General features: G+C 39.1%; 15 protein-coding genes. 9 read left to right on the forward strand and 6 right to left on the reverse strand.

What is annotated here, in order from left to right:
- The first annotated feature begins 18 nt into the window (after positions 1-18).
- Both ACVWYN_RS16115 and ACVWYN_RS16120 read left to right on the forward strand, forming a co-directional pair.
- Positions 19-894 (forward strand): nucleoside phosphorylase, encoded by an 876-nt coding sequence (locus ACVWYN_RS16115; protein WP_457289909.1) that lies wholly within the window; start codon positions 19-21, stop codon positions 892-894.
- A gap of 63 nt (positions 895-957) precedes the next feature.
- Entirely contained in the window at positions 958-1,275 is a 318-nt protein-coding gene (locus ACVWYN_RS16120) for a hypothetical protein (RefSeq protein WP_457289910.1), read from the forward strand.
- A 3-nt stretch (positions 1,276-1,278) separates the two neighbouring features.
- Here the strand turns inward: ACVWYN_RS16120 and ACVWYN_RS16125 are convergent, their stop codons facing one another.
- Positions 1,279-3,564: a GH92 family glycosyl hydrolase gene (locus ACVWYN_RS16125; RefSeq protein ID WP_457289911.1), complete on the reverse strand. Its 2,286-nt coding sequence runs from the start codon at positions 3,562-3,564 to the stop codon at positions 1,279-1,281.
- A 159-nt stretch (positions 3,565-3,723) separates the two neighbouring features.
- Between ACVWYN_RS16125 and mnmA the strand changes: the two genes are divergently transcribed.
- Positions 3,724-4,815 (forward strand): tRNA 2-thiouridine(34) synthase MnmA, encoded by a 1,092-nt coding sequence (mnmA, locus tag ACVWYN_RS16130; RefSeq protein WP_457289912.1) that lies wholly within the window; start codon positions 3,724-3,726, stop codon positions 4,813-4,815.
- A 4-nt stretch (positions 4,816-4,819) separates the two neighbouring features.
- Here the strand turns inward: mnmA and ACVWYN_RS16135 are convergent, their stop codons facing one another.
- The 3 genes from ACVWYN_RS16135 to ACVWYN_RS16145 form a co-directional block, all read right to left on the reverse strand.
- Complete coding sequence (locus ACVWYN_RS16135; protein ID WP_457289913.1) at positions 4,820-5,767, reverse strand: bifunctional metallophosphatase/5'-nucleotidase; 948 nt, start codon at positions 5,765-5,767, stop codon at positions 4,820-4,822.
- Entirely contained in the window at positions 5,745-6,509 is a 765-nt protein-coding gene (locus ACVWYN_RS16140) for a 5'-nucleotidase C-terminal domain-containing protein (protein WP_457289914.1), read from the reverse strand. Before ACVWYN_RS16140 ends, ACVWYN_RS16135 begins: the two co-directional genes overlap by 23 nt.
- Before the next feature lie 106 nt (positions 6,510-6,615).
- A complete protein-coding gene (locus tag ACVWYN_RS16145) occupies positions 6,616-7,128 on the reverse strand; it encodes a glutathione peroxidase (RefSeq protein WP_457289915.1) in 513 nt (170 codons plus the stop codon).
- A 348-nt stretch (positions 7,129-7,476) separates the two neighbouring features.
- On the opposite strand from ACVWYN_RS16145, the gene topA reads away from it, so the two are divergent.
- The 4 genes from topA to pbpC all read left to right on the forward strand — a co-directional run bounded on the left by topA (position 7,477) and on the right by pbpC (position 18,781).
- Positions 7,477-10,074 (forward strand): type I DNA topoisomerase, encoded by a 2,598-nt coding sequence (topA, locus tag ACVWYN_RS16150; RefSeq protein ID WP_457289916.1) that lies wholly within the window; start codon positions 7,477-7,479, stop codon positions 10,072-10,074.
- A gap of 154 nt (positions 10,075-10,228) precedes the next feature.
- Positions 10,229-10,633: a hypothetical protein gene (locus ACVWYN_RS16155; RefSeq protein ID WP_457289917.1), complete on the forward strand. Its 405-nt coding sequence runs from the start codon at positions 10,229-10,231 to the stop codon at positions 10,631-10,633.
- Between the two features lie 61 nt (positions 10,634-10,694).
- The gene (locus tag ACVWYN_RS16160; protein WP_457289918.1) at positions 10,695-16,295 is read left to right on the forward strand and encodes an alpha-2-macroglobulin family protein; all 5,601 of its coding nucleotides are present in this window, start codon (positions 10,695-10,697) and stop codon (positions 16,293-16,295) included.
- A 59-nt stretch (positions 16,296-16,354) separates the two neighbouring features.
- Complete coding sequence (gene pbpC / locus ACVWYN_RS16165) at positions 16,355-18,781, forward strand: penicillin-binding protein 1C (RefSeq protein ID WP_457289919.1); 2,427 nt, start codon at positions 16,355-16,357, stop codon at positions 18,779-18,781.
- Here the strand turns inward: pbpC and ACVWYN_RS16170 are convergent, their stop codons facing one another.
- Both ACVWYN_RS16170 and ACVWYN_RS16175 read right to left on the reverse strand, forming a co-directional pair.
- Complete coding sequence (locus ACVWYN_RS16170) at positions 18,782-19,471, reverse strand: lysoplasmalogenase (RefSeq protein ID WP_457289920.1); 690 nt, start codon at positions 19,469-19,471, stop codon at positions 18,782-18,784.
- A 129-nt stretch (positions 19,472-19,600) separates the two neighbouring features.
- On the reverse strand, positions 19,601-19,915 hold the full coding sequence (locus ACVWYN_RS16175; protein WP_457289921.1) for an RNA recognition motif domain-containing protein: 315 nt from the start codon (positions 19,913-19,915) through the stop codon (positions 19,601-19,603).
- 173 nt (positions 19,916-20,088) lie between these two features.
- On the opposite strand from ACVWYN_RS16175, the gene ACVWYN_RS16180 reads away from it, so the two are divergent.
- Positions 20,089-20,793, forward strand: coding sequence for a hypothetical protein (locus ACVWYN_RS16180; RefSeq protein WP_457289922.1), 705 nt, complete (start codon positions 20,089-20,091; stop codon positions 20,791-20,793).
- Positions 20,794-20,973: 180 nt separating this feature from the next.
- Complete coding sequence (locus tag ACVWYN_RS16185; protein ID WP_457289923.1) at positions 20,974-21,822, forward strand: sugar phosphate isomerase/epimerase family protein; 849 nt, start codon at positions 20,974-20,976, stop codon at positions 21,820-21,822.
- The last annotated feature ends 93 nt before the right edge of the window (positions 21,823-21,915 follow it).

Below are 21,915 nucleotides of genomic sequence, written 5' to 3' on the forward strand. Positions count from 1 at the left end.
GTTAAAACCCAAATTGATATGGAGCAATACATTTCAGAAGCAGATTTGATTGTCAATCCCGATGGCAGCGTCTACCACCTTAATCTTTTACCTGAGGATCTGGCAGATACTGTTATTACCGTTGGTGATCCTGACCGGGTATCAGCTATTTCTAAGTATTTTGATAAAATTGAAGTACAGAAAGGTAAAAGGGAGTTTATTACGCACACCGGCTACTTAGGTAAAAAGCGCGTCACTGTTGTTTCTACAGGGATTGGGACAGACAATATTGATATTGTATTGAATGAGTTGGACGCACTGGTTAACATAGATTTTAACCGCAGAATGGTAAAACCAAAATTAACGGCATTAAACATCATCAGAATTGGAACTTCAGGAGCAATCCAGGAAGACATTCCAATGGGTACTGTTTTGGCATCTTCTTATGGATTGGGCCTTGATGCGCTCATGAGGTATTACAGTCAAAATCCAAATGGAAAAGAAATAGAATTGCTAGCCGCTTTTATACAGCATTCAGGCGACCTAAAAAATATTGAACCTTATCTCGCTGCTGCAGATCCCTATTTAATGAAACATTTAGGTGTAGGCCTTGTCACTGGCATTACAGCCACAGCTCCTGGTTTCTATGCCCCACAGGGCAGAAAAGTCCGTGCTCAAAATTCTATACCTAAATTGATCTCAGTTTTAAATAGCTTTAAACTGGCAGAAAATAGAATAACAAACCTCGAAATGGAAACTGCTGGCATTTATGCCTTAGCCAAAATACTGGGGCATAAAGCATTGTCCATAAATGCGATACTCGCTAGCCGAGTCAATTTCCAGTATTCAAATGAACCTGCTAAAATAGTAGATGAGGCAATCAAAACTGTTTTAGAACGTTTGGAAAGTATTTAACGCACATTATTCAAACAAAAGTAATCTGAGCGCTGTTCCGTATATAATATAACTATAAGCTATATGTTCAACACTATAAAAGAAAAAATAACATTATCATTTGTAAACAACATACTCAATTCTTACGAAACAGGAGATTTGCATTCTGGTAAGAGACTCGTTTCCACTATTGCCGGGGTTTATTTATTGCAAAAAGCAATAAAAGATATACCGCAATATCCATATAAAGCCATTCAAAAATTTGCGCTTAGTGGTTTACTTCTTTACGCAGCTGCCAGCGGCTTGAATAAAAAGATCATTAAAAAACCGAAGGAACTATCTGATGTAAGAAAAAATCAGATACAAGGTAATGATCCAGACCTTGTACCTGCGTTTGTTTAACTGCTATTTTAGCTTAGGCTTAGCTACCATATAAAACGTTAGTTTTCCTCCATTCGTAATGTCCGAATGCTTAATGGTTTGCGTATTTAAAAGTTTGCCATTAAGTAATACTTTAGAAACATAAACATTCTTATCACTTTGGTTGATGGCTTCAACAGTAAATGTTTTACCATTTTCCAAAGTGAGCGTGGCGTTGTTTATCGCCGGACTACCAAGAGAATATTCATCAGAACCTGGAGCCACCGGATAAAATCCTAACGTAGAGAACATGTACCATGCACTCATTTGTCCGCAATCATCATTACCACCCAAACCATCTGGTGTAGACTTGTATTGCATTTTCAGGATCATCCTTACACGCTGCTGTGTTTTCCAGGGCTGATCTATCCAATTGTATAAATAAGCAACGTGATGCGCTGGCTCATTGCCATGTACGTAACCGCCAATTATACCATCTCTGGTAATGTCTTCCGTTTCAGCAAAGAACTCATCAGGCAAATGCATCGTAAATAAAGAATCTAAGCGCAAGCCAACCTTCTTTTTACCACCCATTGCAGCTATTAAAGCATTTGGATCATGTGGTACAAAGAAGCTGTAATTCCAGGTATTGCCTTCAATAAAACCTTGTGACTGTGTACTCAAAGCATTAAAATCCTTTTTAAAAGTTCCATCTGCCAATTTAGGGCGCATAAAACCGATGGACTTATCAAAGTTATTCACCCAGTTTCCAGACCGTTTTATAAAAGTATCATAAACGTCCTTCTTGCCAAGCTTTTTAGCAAGTTGTGCAATACACCAATCATCGTATGCATATTCTAATGTATTGGAAACAGATGTTCCGCTGTGCTCTGCAGGTATGTATCCCAAATCAATATAATCCCCTATCCCCTCGTAATTCCTATGATTAGCGGTAGTGATACAAGCTTCCAGCGCTTTTTCGGCATCCCCTTTATATACCCCCTTAATAATTGCATCCGTTATAACGGATACACTATGGTATCCACTCATGCACCAATTGTCGTTTGCATAGTGAGACCAGATGGGCAGCATTTTTAATGCGCTTTGGTCGTAATGTGCCATCATAGACTTCACGATATCATTATTTCTGGAAGGTTGCATGATATTCAAGAAAGGATGTAACGCCCTGTAAGTGTCCCATAAAGAAAAAGTAGTGTAATTAGTAAAACCATTTGCAGTATGTACGTTTTGATCTAATCCTTTGTACTGACCATTTACATCTGTGTAAGTGGTGGGATTGATGAAAGCATGATACATCGCGGTATAAAAATTAATCTTTTCATCATCAGCTGCTTCTATCTTTATTTTATTCAGTTCCTTGTTCCAGCTGGCCTGTGCTTCTTCCTTCATTTTATTAAAATCCCATCCTGGAGCTTCAGCCTTCATGTTTTCAATCGCATTTTCCTGGCTCACTGGAGACAGAGAGAATTTTACCTTAATCTTTTCCTGTTCGGCAGTTTTAAAATCAAAATACATCCTGATGCGCTTTCCTGCTATTTCAGGGAAGTTTTTAGTCTGGTCAAACTTGCGCCAAAAACCCCTGTAAACTTGTGGGTCGTCAAAATTCTTTTGTCCATATGAAGCAAAGGCCTTAGAGAATGACATGGCGAAATATACCGTTCTGGTACGTGCCCAGCCATTTGTTTGGCGATAGCCTGTAATCAAGGTATCATTTACTACCCTTACATACGTCCACACCGTCTTATCCTCGTAATTATAGATACCGGCCATCAAATCCAGAATAATATGCGATTGGTCTGACTTAGGAAAGGTATATTGATGGATCCCTACCCTTTTTGTGGCAGTTAACTCTGCAGTAATGTGATCATCATCAAGCTTAACTTTATAATAACCAGCTTCTACGGTCTCATTGGCATGAGAAAAAGCCGATCTGAAACCAGATTTAGGATCATTGGCTGTACCAGGGTTTAACTGCAATTTACCCTGGGTAGGCATCATCAGAAAATCACCCAAGTCTGAGTGGCCGGTACCGCTGAAGTGGGTATGACTAAATCCCACAATTGTCTTGTCATCATATTGATAACCAGCACAATATTTATAAACATCTCCATTGTATTTACCATTTACAGCGTAAGATAAGGTATCAGTATCCGGACTTAATTGCACAGCGCCAAATGGAACTGTCGCACCCGGAAATGTATGTCCCATTTTCTGGGTGCCTATAATTGGCTTCACATACTTTACTAAATTCTGCTGAGCCTGAACTGCCAGGCCGGGTAATAAAAGGCAATACAATAAAATCTTCTTCATGCTAAAAGTTATACAGTTAATGACGTGCCTAAGGTAAAAAATAATGCATAGACTTTTACAAGCATTTGACTACCAAATGCCATTCTATGCCCAAATTCTGCTACTTTTGCAACTTATAGATAATCACCGGGCTTTGAACCCGCGGCAGTATTAAATAATATGAGTAAAAAAGGCAGGATTCTGGTAGCCATGAGTGGCGGTGTTGATAGTTCAGTAGCAGCAGTAATGCTACATGAACAAGGTTATGAAGTGATTGGTTTAACAATGAAAACCTGGGATTACGCCACTTCTGGTAGTAGCAGTAAAGAAACCGGATGCTGCAGTTTAGATAGTATTAATGATGCCCGCACGTTAGCTGTTAATTATGGCTTTCCACATTATATCCTAGACATTAGGGATGAGTTTGGCGATTTTGTAATTGACAATTTTGTGGATGAATACCTTGCCGGACGTACACCAAATCCTTGTGTTTTGTGCAATACCCACATCAAATGGGAAGCATTACTTAAAAGAGCAAATAAATTAGATTGCGAATTTATCGCCACAGGACACTATGCCAATATCAGGGTTCAAGACAGTGGCCGCTATGTAATATCAAAAGGAAAAGACGAAAATAAGGATCAATCCTACGTGCTTTGGGGAGTCTCTCAGGAAAACCTTGCCCGCACGCAATTCCCGCTTGGCTCTTTTGCCAAAGCAGATATCAAACAAATGGCATTAGACATGGGACAGGAAGAATTGGCCAAAAAGAGCGAAAGCTATGAAATATGTTTCGTCCCTGATAACGATTATCGCGCCTTTCTAAAGCATAAAGTAGAAGATCTGGAACAACGTGTTTCTGGTGGTAATTTTGTATTAAGCAACGGTATGATAGTTGGTCAGCATAAAGGTTATCCATTTTACACCATAGGCCAACGTAAAGGACTTGGTATAGCATTTGGCGAGCCAATGTTTGTACTCCAGATACTTCCAGAAAGTAATACGGTTGTATTGGGTAAGGCAGAGGAACTGGAACGTCGCGAAGCGATGGTTAGAAATATCAACCTGGTTAAATATGCAAATATTTACGAACCAATGGATAATGTGATCACCAAAATCAGGTACAAAGATGCCGGTATGCTAAGTACTATTGTGCAAGAGAAGGATGGAATGAAGGTAGTATTTGACCACGCTGTATCCGCAATCGCACCAGGCCAGTCGGCCGTTTTCTACGAAGGGAACGACTTATTGGGTGGTGGCTTTCTATGTTAATTAGTTAAGCATCCAGGTGATTTGAAATCAGGTAAGGAGATGCGGTTTTAATGCGCTTTCCTTTATACCTTTCAAAATAGTAATCTATGCGACCAAGATTTATCCCTGCAAAACCAACCTGGTTTATGGTGGTCATCTTGCCGCTTAAATTCTGAATATCTTCAGGTTCATCCATAAAGGTATGGGTATGGCCACCAATAATCAGATCTATATTCCTGTTGTTTTTAGCCAATATTTTATCACATATCCTATCCGTTGTATAGGTATATCCAATGTGCGAAAGACAAATGACCAAATCACATTTTAGCTCATTTTTCAGTAAATCAGCCATTTCATTTGCTTTTTGTACAGGATCCTGGAATATTGTTGCACCATAGTTTTTTACATCTACAATGCCTTCCAGTTGTATCCCTATGCCAAAAATCCCAATTTTAATGCCCTGCTTATTGAATATTTGATATGGAATTGTTGACTTTGAAAGCACCGTATTGGAGAAATCGTAATTGCTGCATAGAATAGGGAATTTAGCATGTGGAAGCTGTTTATGAAAACCCTCCAGACCATTATCGAAATCATGGTTTCCCATAGTTGCGGCATCATATCCCATTGCAGTCATCAATTTCATTTCCAGCTCGCCGCCAAACTTATTAAAATACGGTGTGCCCTGAAATATATCACCAGCATCTAGCAGCAATACATTTTTCTCTTTCTGTCTGATGGAAGTGATCAGCGCGGCCCTTCTGGCAGTACCACCCAAACCCTGGTTAACAGACCCATCCATTGGAAAAGGCTCTATACGGCTATGCACATCATTGGTATGTAAAATGGTAAGCTTAACCGTATCACCCGCTGCAATCGCATCCAAAGAGCTAAAACCAAATGCTAATGCGCCAGCTACTACCCCACTGTTTCTTATAAAACCGCGACGATTAATTTTTTGTAATTCTTCCATCTAGTTTTGGATTGATAATTTTACCCTGTGCTTCCTGTTCTTTTACATAATTCACTAATGCATCACGTACTTTAAGACCTAGAGATTTTTTTTTAATAGCCTGCTTAAAGTCCTCAAATTTATCACCACCTCCGGCAATATAATCAGTGGTCATTACCCGGTAGGTTTTAGCAGGATCGAATTTCTTGCCCGCTATATAAACATTTTCAGCTTTGTTGTTTACTATAGTCATTCTCAAGCCTGCAACGGGCTCTCCATTATTAAAGGCGATAAAGTTTAACAGGCCCTGAACATCTTTGCCGCTCAAAGTGTAAACAAGAAACTCATTCTCAAATGGCATAGTTTCAAAAATTTGCGACAAGGTGATTCCTCCAGCCGGAATATCTACTCGTATTCCACCTTTGGTGGATGGCATGGCGAAATCGATAGCAGGGTCAAGTTTCAGTGCTTGCTGCATACTTGCATCTGCGAAGAAATTACTGATCAGACTTTCCGGATTTTTATCATTTTCGTTTTTCGACATCAATACTGCTGAGTGCCCGATGATTTGGCTCATTTCTGCTTCCATTTGTGCCTTATAAGGAAGATAAGTTTTGATAATAGCGCTATCTACAGCTAACGTATTATTGATGTTATATTCAGATCTGCTGGCCTTGGTTAGCTTATAGCCAGATGCGCAGCCCGCAAACAGGAAAACGGCAAAAGCAACAAGTGATGGTTTTAATAATCTATGATAAGCCATGAAAATGCTTTGGTGCATAAAACTATTACAAAGAATGCAAATTGATATTACAAAAAAAAGAAATCCCGGTTAAGGATTTCTCTTTTTATAGCTATTGAAAAAAATATTACAAATTCTTGGTAATCTCTTCGCTAAGGGGTTTAACTGGAGAAAGGAAACGATGCACAAGCTGACCTTTTTCATTGATTAGGAATTTCTCAAAGTTCCAGGAGATATCACCTTTAACATCAGGATTCTCTACCGAAGTCAAGTATGCGAATAAAGGATCGATGTCGCTCCCTTTTACACTTACTTTTTCACTTAAAAGGAATTTCACATTGTATTTACCAGTACAGAATTCTTTGATTTCAGCATTGGTTGCCAACTCCTGATTGTTAAAGTTTGCAGCAGGAAAACCAATTAAGACCACATCTTTGCCATATTTCTCGTGTAGTTTTTCCAAGTCTGTGTATTGAGGAGTATAACCACATTTAGATGCGGTGTTAACGATTAAGATCTTTTTACCCTTAAACTTTGAAAGTTTAATCTCTTTGCCGTCAATTGTTTTAAAAGAGAAGTCGTAAACGCTTTTTGCAGGTGGCGTAAAGAACAGACTCAGAAGAATCAATAATGTATTCATAGTTTTTGTTTTTATGTACATACGAAGTTAAGTACAAAAAGTTTTAATTGCTAGCAGTAATATAATTGTTATGTAAAGACCTTGTCTTGTATTTGTCTTAGCATTCTCCCACCCTTTTCCCACTAAAAGTACCTAAAACAAGAGTTATGTGGGAGAAACGTGGGAAAAAGCAGGAACAAGTGGGAAGTATAACAACTGCAAATGCCTATAAAGCATGGTATTAAGGGCCAATTTAGGCCAAGATTTATAAACTTAAATTAGGTGTTTTGAAAAATAATTCGTATTAAATTAATGATTGATTTTGATTTTAGCCTTATTTATAGCTTTATTTGCAGAAAAACGTTCTGAATGGCTAAGAATTTACTGATAGTTGAGTCACCCGCAAAGGCAAAAACAATTGAAGGGTATTTAGGGAAAGATTTCCTTGTTAAATCAAGTTACGGACATATTCGCGACCTGGTTAAAGGAGATATGGGGATCGATATTGCTAATAATTTCAGTCAGACTTACGAAGTCCCGGCCGATAAAAAGCAAGTGGTTGCTGAACTAAAGAAACTTGCAAAGGAAGCTGAAATGGTATGGCTTGCATCAGATGAGGACCGTGAGGGTGAGGCCATTAGCTGGCACTTATTTGAAACTTTAGGTTTAAAAGAAGCCAAAACTAAAAGAATCGTTTTTCACGAAATCACAAAACCTGCTATCTTAAAAGCAATTGATCAACCCCGTACTATAGATTATAACTTGGTACACGCCCAACAAGCAAGGCGTGTATTAGATCGTCTGGTTGGATTTGAACTTTCGCCAGTACTATGGAAAAAAATAAAGCCATCATTATCTGCAGGACGTGTACAATCAGTAGCCGTGCGACTAATTGTTGATCGTGAACGTGACGTAAATAAATTTAATGCACTTGCTGCATTTAAAATAACTGCCCAGTTTTTAACTGGAAAAGGGAAAGAACTCGTTAAAGCAGAATTGCCACAACGTTTTGAAAAAGAAGCTGATGCAGAAAAGTTTCTTCATGATTGCATTGGCGCAGACTTTACTGTTGCCAATCTGGAAACTAAACCGGCAAAAAGAAATCCGGCTGCGCCGTTTACAACTTCTACCTTACAACAAGAGGCCTCAAGAAAATTAGGTTACTCGGTTTCAAGGACCATGCAGATCGCCCAGCGATTGTATGAAAGTGGAAGAATTACTTATATGCGTACCGATTCTGTCAATTTATCGGAAACTGCATTACAAGCGGCAGCGGCAGAGATTAAATCGGCATGGGGTGAAAAATATCACCACCTTAGGATCTATAAGACAAAATCTGCTGGCGCACAGGAGGCTCACGAAGCCATCAGACCTACTTATTTTAACCACCATACGGTAACGGGCGATAGTTCTGAGCAACGTTTATATGAATTGATCTGGAAGAGAGCCATTGCTTCTCAAATGAGCGAAGCGCTTTTTGAAAAAACTACTGCACAAATAGGTATCAGTACCCGGAAGGAGAATTTAATTGCTGAAGGTGAAGTGCTTAAATTTGATGGTTTCTTAAAGGTCTATTTAGAATCCAGCGATGAGGAAGAAATGGAAGATACGGATGGCAATAGTATGCTTCCGCCATTAGCTAAAGGTCAGGATTTATTTATTAAAGAAATGAGTGCTACTGAGCGTTTTTCAAGACCTCCGGCCAGATATACAGAGGCTAGTCTTGTTAAAAAGCTTGAAGAATTGGGAATTGGCAGACCATCTACTTATGCGCCAACAATTTCCACCATCCAAAACCGTGGTTATGTGGTAAAAGAAGAGCGTGACGGAAGACAGCGCTCATTTATCTCGATTATTTTGACCGACAATAAGGTTAGCAAACAGATTAAAACAGAGATTACAGGTGCAGAAAAAGGAAAGCTTTTCCCAACTGATATAGGTGAAGTGGTAAATGATTTCCTGGTTGAACACTTTAAAGGTATTGTTGATTTTAATTTTACAGCAAACGTAGAAAAGGAATTTGATGAGATCGCACAGGGATTGCAGGAATGGACAAAAATGCTCCACTCCTTCTATACCCCTTTCCATATAGAGGTGGAAAGTACGCTGGAGAATGCAGACCGTGCAAATGGTGAGCGTCTGTTAGGTATTGATCCTGTTTCTGGTAAAAATGTATACGTAAAAGTTGGCCGCTACGGCCCGCTTGTACAGATTGGTGAGCTAAGCGACGATGAGAACGAAAAGCCTAAGTATGCTAGTTTGGCAAAAACGCAAACCGTTGCTACAGTTTCGTTAGAAGATGCATTAGAGCAATTTAAACTTCCTTTCCAACTGGAAGATTATGAAGGTAAAGAAGTTTCTGTAGGCGTTGGTCGCTTTGGTCCTTACGTTAAATGGGGCGATACTTACATTTCGATTCCAAAAAATGAAGATCCACTTACCATCGACAGAGAACGGTCTATCGAAATTATAGCAGAAAAAATAACTGCTGATGCACCAATTGCGCACTATAAGGAATTGGGTGTAACCAAAGGTACTGGCAGGTTTGGTCCGTTTATTAAATGGAATGATCTGTTTATCAATGTACCTAAGGCTTATAACTTTGATAACCTGAAGCAGAGCGATATTGAAGAGCTGATTGATAAAAAACTGGAGAAGGAAGCCAATAGGTTTATTCAAATCTGGGAAAGTGAAAAGATAGCTATAGAAAACGGTCGCTGGGGACCATTTATCAGGTTCGGTAAAGAAATGCTGAAACTGCGTAAAAATCCGGTGAGTAATGACAAGTATACACCCGAAGAGTTAGCATCTATATCCCTTGAAGATGTCAAAAAGCTAATTGTAGAACAAATACCTGCGGCTTTTGAGCCTAAAACTAAAAAAGCCACTGCTAAAAAAGCAGGTACTGCAGTTAAGAAAACAACAACGAAGGCACCTGCAAAGAAAAAAGCGGTAGCTAAGAAGTAGTTTTAACCTCTTGTCATTGCGAGGCACTCTTGTCATTGCGAGGTACGAAGCAATCTCAAGCATACCTCGCAACGATTAGATTATTATAATGATCACTATGTTGCAATGAGACCAGTGTCCTTTAATGACGTGTAAAAAGTAAAAGCAAGCGCTTATGAAAAAAGACCTTCCGGAAAATATAGTCGACGATGTTGCAATTGCAGTAGTATTACTCAATGAAACTCCAGAGGTAAAGCACTGGACAGTCTATGTGGTAAATTTTAAAGAAATTCAGATAGACAATGTACTGATCAGTTCTAAGGGATATGGAGAGAAGGATGGCAAAATGGTTAAAACATCCGTTTTAAGACATTTTGTGGGCGATGTGAAGTCACAAGCTTTTGCCGGCGTGGAAGCTATTGACACCGAAGTATTTGGGCTTACCAATGAGTATTGGCTAAGCTATTACGTAGATGGTGTGATCTTCGATAAGAAGTTTATTTTTTTACCAGAAAGCATTGTAGATGAAAACCTGATCAGGATCCCATTTATCAACAAACCTGGAGTAATGATAAAATAAATAGCTTACTCTCACACTTTTTCCCTACTTTTCATACGCATCTTATTATCATAAATTACGTATGGAATCCTCAGGTATCCCCTTTTTTCAAAAAAATAGAACGGCACTTATTGTAGGTGTTTTGGTTTTAGCTGCAACTGTTGCAGCTTTTTTTATTTTAATGAAACCTAAAAAGACTGCTGGCTATAATCAGCAGTATGCAAAATACATCGAAGCTTTCACATCAGGCACGGTTTCTAAAAAGAGTTATATCAGGGTACATCTGGCCGCACAGGCAAAGACCTTGTCGGACATTGGTACTCCAGATAATCGCGACCTATTTAGCTTTTCTCCTGGTTTAACTGGAAAGGTATATTGGATTGATGCCCAAACTGTTGAATTTAGGCCAGATCACGATATGCAACCTGATAAAAACTATGAAGCTACGTTTCATCTTAATAAAGTAACGACTACAGAAAATGGTTTAGGTGATTTTGATTTCGAGTTTAAGGTGATCAAGCCCGGCATTAGTGTTACACAAAACGGATTGGTGTCTCAAAATAGCACCTCCTTTGATTACATGAAACTGAGTGGCGAGCTGAGGACATCTGATGAGGAAGATCCAAAACTGTTAGAGAAAACCCTCTCAATAGAATTTTCACAGCCGCTTAAAATTAAATGGCAGCACAACCCTGCAAATAAGATATCAACCTTTGTTATAGATAGTATTAAAAAAGTTAAAGCTGATAATAAACTGGTGCTCACCTGGTCTGCCGATGCAATTGATGCCGACGATAAAGGTAATGTTGAAGTTACTGTGCCTGCTTTGAATGTATTCCGTGTATTAGATATCAAGGCAGTTCAGGACAATGAAGATTATGCATTGGTGCAGTTTTCTGAACCGGTTAGTGTTGCTCAGGATCTAACGGGAATGATCACGGTGGGTTCCCTATCAGATTTGAGGTATACGATAGATGGTAGTCAGGTAAAGATTTATTCAGCAGAAACGTTGGAAGGTAGTTATGCGGTTAATGCCAATCCGGGTATTGAAAACCTGCATGGGGAGAAAATGCAATCTGGCAAAACTGCAAACCTCGTATTTGAGAAAAAATTACCTGCTGTAACAATATCCGGGAGCGGCACCATATTGCCCAATTCAGGCAAGTTGGTATTGCCCTTTGAGGCAGTAAATTTAAAAGCAGTTGATGTTACAGTGATCAAAATCTATGAAGATAATATACCCCAATTCTTTCAGTCTAACGGTTACAAAGACGGAAATGAGCTTCGCCGTGTGGCTAAGCCTATTTTAGAAAAAACCATTCGGCTTGATGATGATAAAGCTTTGAATCTACATAAGAAGAATCGTTTCGTACTTGATCTGGACAAAATATTAAAAACAGAACCCGGAGCAATGTACCGGATTACCATAGGTTTTAGAAGATCCTATAATATTTACAAGTGTGCAGATGCCGGTACTGAAGCTAATGGGAAAGTCAATGCTCAGGATGAATCAGGTGATGAGGAATATGAGGGCTACGGCGAAAAGATAGATCAGGATGATGATTTTTGGAATAGGTATAGTAGCTATTATTCAAGCGGTTATAGGTGGGCAGATCGGGATAACCCATGTACGCCTTCTTATTACACTAGCGAAAGATGGGCCAGCAGAAATGTAATGGTATCAAACATCGGGTTAATCGCTAAAAGTGGCAATGACAAGAGTATGCTAATTATAGCCACCGACCTGCTAACCGCCCAGCCCATGAGCAGTATTTCTATAGATTTGTTGGATTATCAGCGACAAGTGATTGATCATGTGATTACAGATGCTGATGGGATGGTAAAACTGGACATGAAAAGAAAGCCCTTTCTCCTGATTGCCAAGAATGGGAACGAACGCGGTTATCTGAAACTGGACGATGGCGGTTCTCTCCCACTAAGCAGGTTTGATGTGGGTGGTGATGTGGTACAGAACGGTTTGAAGGGTTATATTTACGGAGAACGTGGTGTATGGCGCCCTGGTGATTCTTTGTTCCTTTCCTTTATATTGGAAGACCGACTTAAAAAATTACCGGAAGCTTATCCGGTTACTTTTGAATTGTATAATCCACAGGGGCAATTGATTAAGCGGAATATTGTTGCTAACCCATTGAATGGATTTTATGCTTTTACAACAAAAACGGAAGCCAATGCGCCAACAGGAAACTGGATCACAAAGGTTAAAGCCGGCGGGTCTGTATTTACCAAAATGATAAAAATAGAAACCATCATGCCCAACCGTTTAAAGATCAACTTTGACATCGGCAATGCTGGGTACTTGGGTATTGGCGCCAATTCTTATGCTACCATTACAGCAAATTGGTTGTTTGGTGCCCCGGGTAAAAACCTTAATGCTAAGGTTGATGTGAATTTGAATACCATGAAGACCACTTTTAAAGGCTTTGAGGCCTATGAATTTGACAACCCTACGGTGGTATTTCAGTCTCAGCTTAAAAATATTTTTGAAGGCAAGCTTGATGAAAATGGTGTTGCCAGAATTAGCACCAATCTTAACGACAACAATGCTGCACCAGGTATGCTTAAAGCTAATTTTACCACTAGGGTGTTTGAAGCCGGCGGTAACTTTAGCATAGATAATTTTAGTGTCCCTTATCACGTATATAAAGATTATTATGGGATAAAAACTCCTGAAGGTGAACGTCTTAGCGGTTTGTTGTATACTGGAAAGGATCACCAAGTTGATTTGGTTAATGTAAACCGAGATGGTAAACTATTGAAAGGTAATAGCACTGTTGAAGTGGAATTGTATAAAGTACAATGGCGTTGGTGGTGGGAACAGGACAATGAAAATTCCTTCGCCAACTTTACACAAAACTCTTATAATAAACTTATTAGTAAAGATCAGGTAACGCTAAATGATGGTAAGGGTAAATGGAACCTGCGGATTAACGAACCTGAATGGGGTCGTTATTTAATATTAGTACGGGGTATGAACGGAGGCCATGTTACCGGTAAATCAGTTTATGTAGATTGGCCAGGATGGGCACAGCGTGAGTTGGGTGCAAATCCTACAGAAGCTTCTATGCTTTCGTTTACATCCGATAAGAAAACTTATAAAGTTGGTGAGGATGTTGTGCTTACTATTCCTTCTGGAAAGGGCGGCAAAGCATTGATATCTATTGAAAATGGTAGTAAGGTGATTAAAACTTTCTGGACCGATACCAAAACTGGACAAACGCAGTTCAAGTTTAAGGCAGAGGCTGAAATGACACCAAATATATTTGCCAATGTAACTTTATTGCAACCACATGCGCAGACTGTTAATGATTTGCCGATTAGAATGTATGGAGCCATTCCTATTCTTGTGGAAGATCCGGAAACGATATTGAAACCAATTATAGGAATCCCTGATCAGATCAGACCTGAAACTGAAGTAAGTCTATCTATAACTGAACAGAACGGTAAAGCGATGACCTACTCTGTTGCTTTAGTAGATGAAGGGTTATTGGATCTCACGAGGTTTAAAACTCCTGATCCTCATGCTGTTTTCTACGCCAGAGAAGGGCTCGGTGTAAAAACCTGGGATCTTTTTGATAATGTGCTTGGTGCATGGGGCGGTAACCTGGAGCGTATCCTCAGCATCGGTGGAGATGGTTCCATAAACAGGAACTTGAGTCCGGCCAAAGCGAATAGGTTTGTTCCGGTAGTAAAATATCTTGGTCCGTTTACACTTGCCAAAGGAGAAAAGAAGATACACAAGTTTAAGCTTCCACAATATATTGGCGCGGTAAGGGCAATGGTGGTAGCCGGACAGGACGGGGCTTATGGCTTTGCAGAAAAATCTGTACAGGTCAAAAAGCCGCTCATGATATTGGCTACGTTACCAAGGGTGATCGGTCCAGGTGAAACTTTTACCTTGCCCGTTACGATATTTTCTACCATGGCTGGGGTAAACAATGTGGTAGTGCAGGTACAGTCTAAGAACCTGCAGGTAATTGGCTCCGTAAAACAATCCTTGCAATATAAAGTACCTGGAGACCAATTGCTCTATTTTGAAATTATGGCGCCTGAGTTGGCTGGTGTTGGAAAAATACAGGTAGTTGCTCAAAGTGGCGCTGAGAAAGCAGTTTATGATGTAGAAATAGACATTAGAAACCCCAATCCATTTATCACTAATGTAATATCAGCGGCACTACAACCGGGTGAAAGCTGGTCGGCAAAGTATGCTCCTATTGGCATGCCTGGCACCAATTCCGGAACATTGGAAATATCTTCAATCCCTCCTATCAATTTGAAAAAGAGGATGAGTTATTTGATCCAGTATCCGCATGGTTGTGTTGAACAAACTACTTCAGCTGTGTTTCCTCAGCTATTTCTAGGACAAATTGCTGCCTTAAATGATCAGGAGAAAGTGGTAACAGAAAGAAATATCAAGGCGGGTATCAACAAATTAAAGGGATTCCAGACTCCGGATGGTGGATTAAGCTACTGGCCGGGTGAAGGGAAATCCGACGACTGGGGAAGCACTTACGCTGCACATTTTCTGGTAGAGGCTCAGAATGCAGGTTATAGCTTGCCTGTCGGCATGATGAATGAACTATTGGTTTACCTGAGAAAAAAAGCCAGTGCATGGGTGCCTAATTCAGATAATTTTTACGGTGGTGATTTGGCTCAGGCCTACCGCCTATATGTATTGGCTTTAGGAAAAAAACCAGATATCGCTGCAATGAACAGGTTAAGGGGTTTCCAGTATTTATCGGTAACGGCAAAATGGAGGTTGGCAATTGCTTATCAGCTTGCAGGACAAACCAATGCAGCTCTTGGATTAATCAATGGTTTACCAACAACAGTAAAGGATTACAATCAGTTGGGAGGAACATACGGTTCTGCTATGCGTGATGAAGCCATGATATTAGAGGCTTTGGTTCTTTTGGGTAGGAATGATGCTGCTTTAAAAGAGATGCAATTGGTTGCAGCTAATTTAGGGCAAGACGGTTGGTATAGCACTCAAACCACGGCTTATAGTATTCTCTCGATAGCTAAATTCTGCAGTCACGGAAAGGCAGCTTCAGGCTTAAAATATAACTATACGATTGATGGTAAATCGGGCAAGCAGGACATGAAACAATTTGTGAGTAGCACGCCACTAACTTTTAAAGGGGGCGTTTCTGTACAAAATACCAGCAACAGAGTACTATTTGCCCGTCTAATTTTGCAGGGACAACCAGTTGCTGGTCAGAATAACCTATTGCCAGACAATACCGATGCTTTAGTTATAGACGTTAGCTATAAGTTGCTCAATGGTAAAGCAATTGATCCAACTAAACTAAAACAAGGCTTGGATTTTTATGCGGAAGTAACCGTTAAAAATCCAGGTAAAATGGGTTATTATGAACAAATGGCATTGACCCAAATATTCCCCTCAGGCTGGGAAATTATAAATACAAGGGTAAATGACAATGAGAACATCCTGGCATCGGCACCCTACACCTACAGAGATATTAGGGACGATAGGGTATTCACCTATTTTAACCTGAGAGAAAACGAAACTGTAGTGTACAAAGTACTCCTAAATGCAGCATATATAGGCCGTTATTATCTATCCAATGTACAGTGTGAAGCCATGTACAATAACAATATAAGTGCTACAAAACCAGGTAAATGGGTGGAGGTTGTTAAATAGTTTACAACCTTGGCCACACATTTATAATAATGAAGCGAATAAAGCCTAAGGCAAATCGAATGAAGGTTACAAATTTTTCCATGGTTTCTGATTTATTACAGATCAGGAAACATGGAAAAATGTTACCCCTGATTGATTTGATTTTCCTGATTTTAGTAACCTGGTTTCTTTTATTACTACCAAATAAGTTGTTTGATGTTCCTTTATCCTATGTTCTGGAGGCCTCAGATGGGCAGTTACTGAGCGCATCCATTGCAGATGATGGACAGTGGCGCTTTCCATCTGCTGAAGTGGTACCTGATAAGTTTAAAAAATGTATCATCGCTTTTGAAGACAAGCGCTTTTACCATCATCCTGGAGTTGACGTTTTAGCACTGGCAAGAGCCATTAAACAGAATATTAACGCAAAACATATAGTAAGTGGTGGCAGTACTATAAGTATGCAGGTAATGAGATTATCACGCAGTAAAGGCCGTACCGTATTACAAAAAGTTATTGAAGCAATAATGTCGCTGAGACTAGAGCTTGTTTATTCTAAAGAGGATATTTTAAAGTTATATGCAGAAAATGCGCCATTCGGTAGCAACGTGGTAGGTATTGAAGCTGCCGCCTGGAGATATTATGGGCGTAGTGCTGAAAGTTTATCCTGGGGTGAGATGGCAACATTGGCTGTTCTTCCGAATAGTCCGTCTTTAGTTAGACCAGGCAAAAACTCGGCACTTTTGATCAGGAAAAGGAACGATTTACTGGATAAGTTGGTTGTATTGCATACTATCGATAAGGCCACTGCAAATCTTTCTAAATTAGAGCCCATACCAGGCTTGCCATTACCTTTACCACAGTATGCCCCGCACCTATTAAATCGATTTAAGAGTGAGTTTAGATCCATTAAGGCGCTGGACAATACCGTTTCCGCAAGGGTGACTACTACGTTAAATTTTGATTTGCAGTTAACCGTAAATGCAGTACTGAAACGTTATAACAACCGCTACCGTGCAAATGGAATCAACAACATTGCAGCATTGGTATTAGATGTAGAAACGGGAAAAGTGCTCAGTTATAACGGCAACATCTATCAACCGGAAAATAAGGAACTGGAAAGTCATGTAGATATGATCAGAGCAGCCAGGAGTCCGGGTAGCACATTAAAACCATTATTATATGCCAGCATGATGACTGATGGTTTCTTATTGCCCAAAACTTTGATACCAGATATCCCAACCCAAATTGGAGGCTATGCGCCACAAAACTACGACCTCGGTTATGATGGTGCCATACCTGCGAATCATGCCTTAAGCAGATCTTTAAATATACCAGCTGTTAGGATGCTGCAGTCGTATAAATACCAGCGTTTTTATGATAAATTGAAAACCCTTGGCTTCAGCACATTAAATAAACCTGCAGATCATTACGGCTTATCGCTCATTTTAGGTGGCAGTGAAGTCACCATGTGGGATTTAGCCACTGCCTATCTTGGTATGGCCAGAACTTTAAAGCACTTTAATGATTATGGAGGCAATTACAATCCGCATGATTATGATGATCCTGATTATAGGACGGACCATAGGGATAAAAGGTTTGATAAGTATGATTACCAGGCTACTTCTATAGTTGATTACGCTTCAATATGGAATACTTTTAATGCCATGGAAGAGTTAATGAGACCGGGAGAAGAAGGGCTATGGGAACAATTTTCTTCTTCTCAAAGAATTGCATGGAAAACAGGTACAAGTTTTGGATTTAGAGATGCCTGGGCAATTGGCTTAAATTCTAAATATCTGGTCTGTATCTGGGCAGGAAACGCAGATGGAGAAGGAAGGCCAGGACTAACAGGTATTGATATGGCAGCACCAGTAATGTTTGATATATTCAAGCAATTACCTGGAGGCGCATGGTTTAAAACTCCAGCTAATAAGTTAGAAAAGCTATTGGTTTGTAAGCAAAGTGGATACAAGGCCGGCGAATTTTGTACAGATAAAGTTATTGAACTGGTATCTGCCGCAGGCAACAAAACGATACTCTGTCCTTATCATAAATTGGTTCATCTGGATAGAACTGGTACATTTCAGGTAACGGATCATTGTGAGGCAGTTGGAGAGATGATCCATAAATCTTGGTTTATACTCCCTCCTGCCATGGAATATTTTTATAAGATAAAAAACAGCGATTACAAACAGCTTCCACCTTTTAAATCAGGTTGCCTGATTGGGGAAGGAAATATGGTAATGGAAATGATCTATCCTAAAAACAATGCAGCTGTTTACATTCCTATTGAGTTTGACGGAACAAGAGGGAAAGTTATTTTAAATGCAAGTCATAGGGACAGCCACTCAAAAATTTACTGGCATATTGATAATGAATACGTGGCTACCACACAGAACTACCATCAGCTGGCGGTTAGTCCCCCGCCAGGCAGGCATGTTTTAACACTAGTTGATGAAAATGGTGAAAGACTAACACAGGTATTCACTGTGATTAATAAATAATTAATCTACTACAATCAGTTTGCGATCAATACCCCCAAAGACGATCAGGTATTGTGCAAGGAAGTAAATAAGAGTGGTATAGGTTACAATAGCATTGCTGTTCACAATAAAGTGGTTATAAGCCGTTATTGCATCAAATAACAGGAATAGAATAGCACCAGCTAGAATGAGATTAAAGCTACGGCTATTTACCCTAAGGTTCCTAAATGTGGCCATCAATACCATAAACCCAACAACCAGTGTAAACAACAATACAGGTATCCTCATGGTACCCAGGTGCGGACGAAGGTAAAAGAAGGCCGTAGTGCATACAAGCGCACAGATAAAGAGTGCAATCCGGGCTGTTTTTTTATCTAACTCAGGAGCAGATCGAAAGTCGAGATAAAAGGCAGCAATATAAAAGATATGGCAAAGAAGAAAGGCAAATAATCCGTACGTAAAGTAAGCTGGAGTATGGTAAACAAACAGTAGCAAGATGTCTCCAAGGAGGGCAAAGGACAATCCGATAAATATTCTCTTATGAAACCTGCCTTTCAATTTAGTTTCATAAACAAATAAAGTTAATAAGGAAACAATGAAGAGTGGCTTAGTAATCAGTTTTACTAAATCAATGTGAAGTAAGGCGCCATACGTATAGCTAATAACAATCAATAAAATAAGAATATTAAATTTAAGATATTTCTTAAGCATAGTGATTGATTATCTGTAATAAAGGGTCACATTAAAAACAAAAAGGCATTGACCCAAGCTTTAGCCTAGATAAATGCCTTTGTTTATCTCCGATAGTAAGTTGTAAAATGAAATACTAGAAAGCAATAATTAATAGCTTTTCTCAGTACGGTTGTTGCGTTTAAAACCGCCACCGCCGCCACCGCCAGCTCCACCTGTATTAGGCTTCTCTTGTGCTTCAGCTACTTTAATTCTGTTACCATTGTAATCACCGCCATTCATGCGTTTGATCGCTTCTTTTGCCTCTTCATCAACAGGCATTTCCACAAAACCAAAACCACGACTTTGACCAGTCTCACGATCTTTGATAATTCTAAGTGATTTTACTTGACCGAAATCACCAAATACGGCTGTTAATTCATCTTCCCCTACTTCTAAAGGAAGGCCTGTAATAAATATCTTCATTAATGTTTAAAAATTTCCACAAAGTTAAGCATTTTTTGGTTAAAAACCAATGCTAGTGTCAGTTATAAGTATAATTATCATGTTCAATAACATTGGGCAGCATGTTATGTTTTAATCTATTTTTAGGATTATCTAAAAACCCTTATATTCGGCGCTCTAATCAAAACAATTACATGAAACGTTTATTCTATCTGTGTGCTTTTATAGCTTTTGCATTTGTTGCTTGTAACGGGAAAAACTCTGACAATAAGACTGCTCAATCGATAGATAACAGTCCCCCAGATACCGTGCGACTGGATGCAGTTAAGAAAAGGGATATGATAATTATTCTCAGTATACTCCCTGATTCTCTTACTAAGACCTTCAAATGGACCAAGAATCAGCGCATAAAAATGAGAAAGGACCTTGATTCGCAAAAGTATTATTTGGATAGTGCCCACTATTTCTCTAAGCTAAAGAAATTTGAAAACAATCAAATTGAGTTTGGCACTGCAGAAAACTCTTTCTCCATGACTGCCTACCAGATTAGAGATGGACATTATGTTATTTTGGCTAAAGATGAAATTGATGGTAAACAAACCATCAATGCTTATGAGCTTTACAAAAATACCTGTGAAAATATGCCGTTAAATGAAGTTATTGGAAAGTTTAATTTCATGTTCTTGAAAGATGCAAGCAGCGCATCTTGCTTAGGGATGTTCTATGAAAAGAACCCTATTTTTGACTTTGATATAACAGACCCGTCAATTTTAATAATAAAGCTTAAAAATTATACAAAATCAGATTCTAAAGATTGTCTTAAAGGAGATGTGCTTACATTGAAATTTAATGCCCGCACCTACCCTTTTGATTTTGTTCGAGTTAAATGGTCAGAATAATCAATATTTAACTAACTGTTCTTTTGTTTTCTACTGAAATTTCAGATCCTTCAGCAAGGAAAACTGATGATTATTGATGTGCCATTGTCATTTTACTTCACAGAGAATCTTAGATTAACAGGTATCATTGGTAATATATTCATACCTTGTTTTAAAGGAAATAAACATCATTAAAACTCAATGAAATCAAGAAGAAGTTTTTTATATCAAAGCATTGCAGCAATTGCTGCTGGTGCTTTCTTAAATTCCAATAACGTTTTGGCATCAGTGCCGGTCGTTAGGGCTAACAAAGGCAAAGATTCATTTAGATTTGGGCTTGCGGGGTTTAGCTTTGTGAATTTTAAACTGGATGATTCTTTAGCCATGATGAAGAAAGTGGACGCACATTATCTTTGCATTAAAGACTTCCACTTGCCTTTAAATTCTACCACGGATGAGATAGCTGCATTTCATGCTAAATTAAAAGAAAGCAACGTTACAGGGTATGCAGTTGGACCAATTTACACCAAGACGAAAAAAGAGATTGATAACGCATTTGACTATGCCAAACGGGTTGGGGTAGATTTGATTATAGGTATACCGCTTCATGCAGACCTCAGCTATGTTGAAGAAAAAGTAAAGCAAACTAACATACGTTACGCCATTCATAATCACGGACCAGAAGATGAGTTGTATCCAACTGCAGAAAGTATTTATAATTTGATCAGCAAACTAGATAGCAGGATAGGTATTTGTTTTGACATCGGTCATGATACCCGTGCAGGCAAAAACCCAGTAGAAGACCTTAAAAAATATAGTAGCCGCATATTTGATATGCATTTAAAAAATGTCACTGTTGCTGTCAAAACTGGAAGTACATGTGAACTAGGGCGGGGCGTTATTGTTATTCCTGCTTTGGTAAAAATGATGAAAAAGGTTAAATATACTGGAGTTTGCGCATTAGAATATGAAAAGGATATGAAAGATCCATTGGCTGGAATAGCAGAATCGGTGGGTTATTTCAGGGGTGTATGTGCTGCAGAGGGTTGATTTTAATTCATACAACTAATTTTCATAGTTTTTTATAACTTTATCGCATATCTAAACAATAAAGCACGCACATGAATTTAAAACGACTACTCT

This window comes from Pedobacter sp. UYP24, assembly GCF_054057295.1.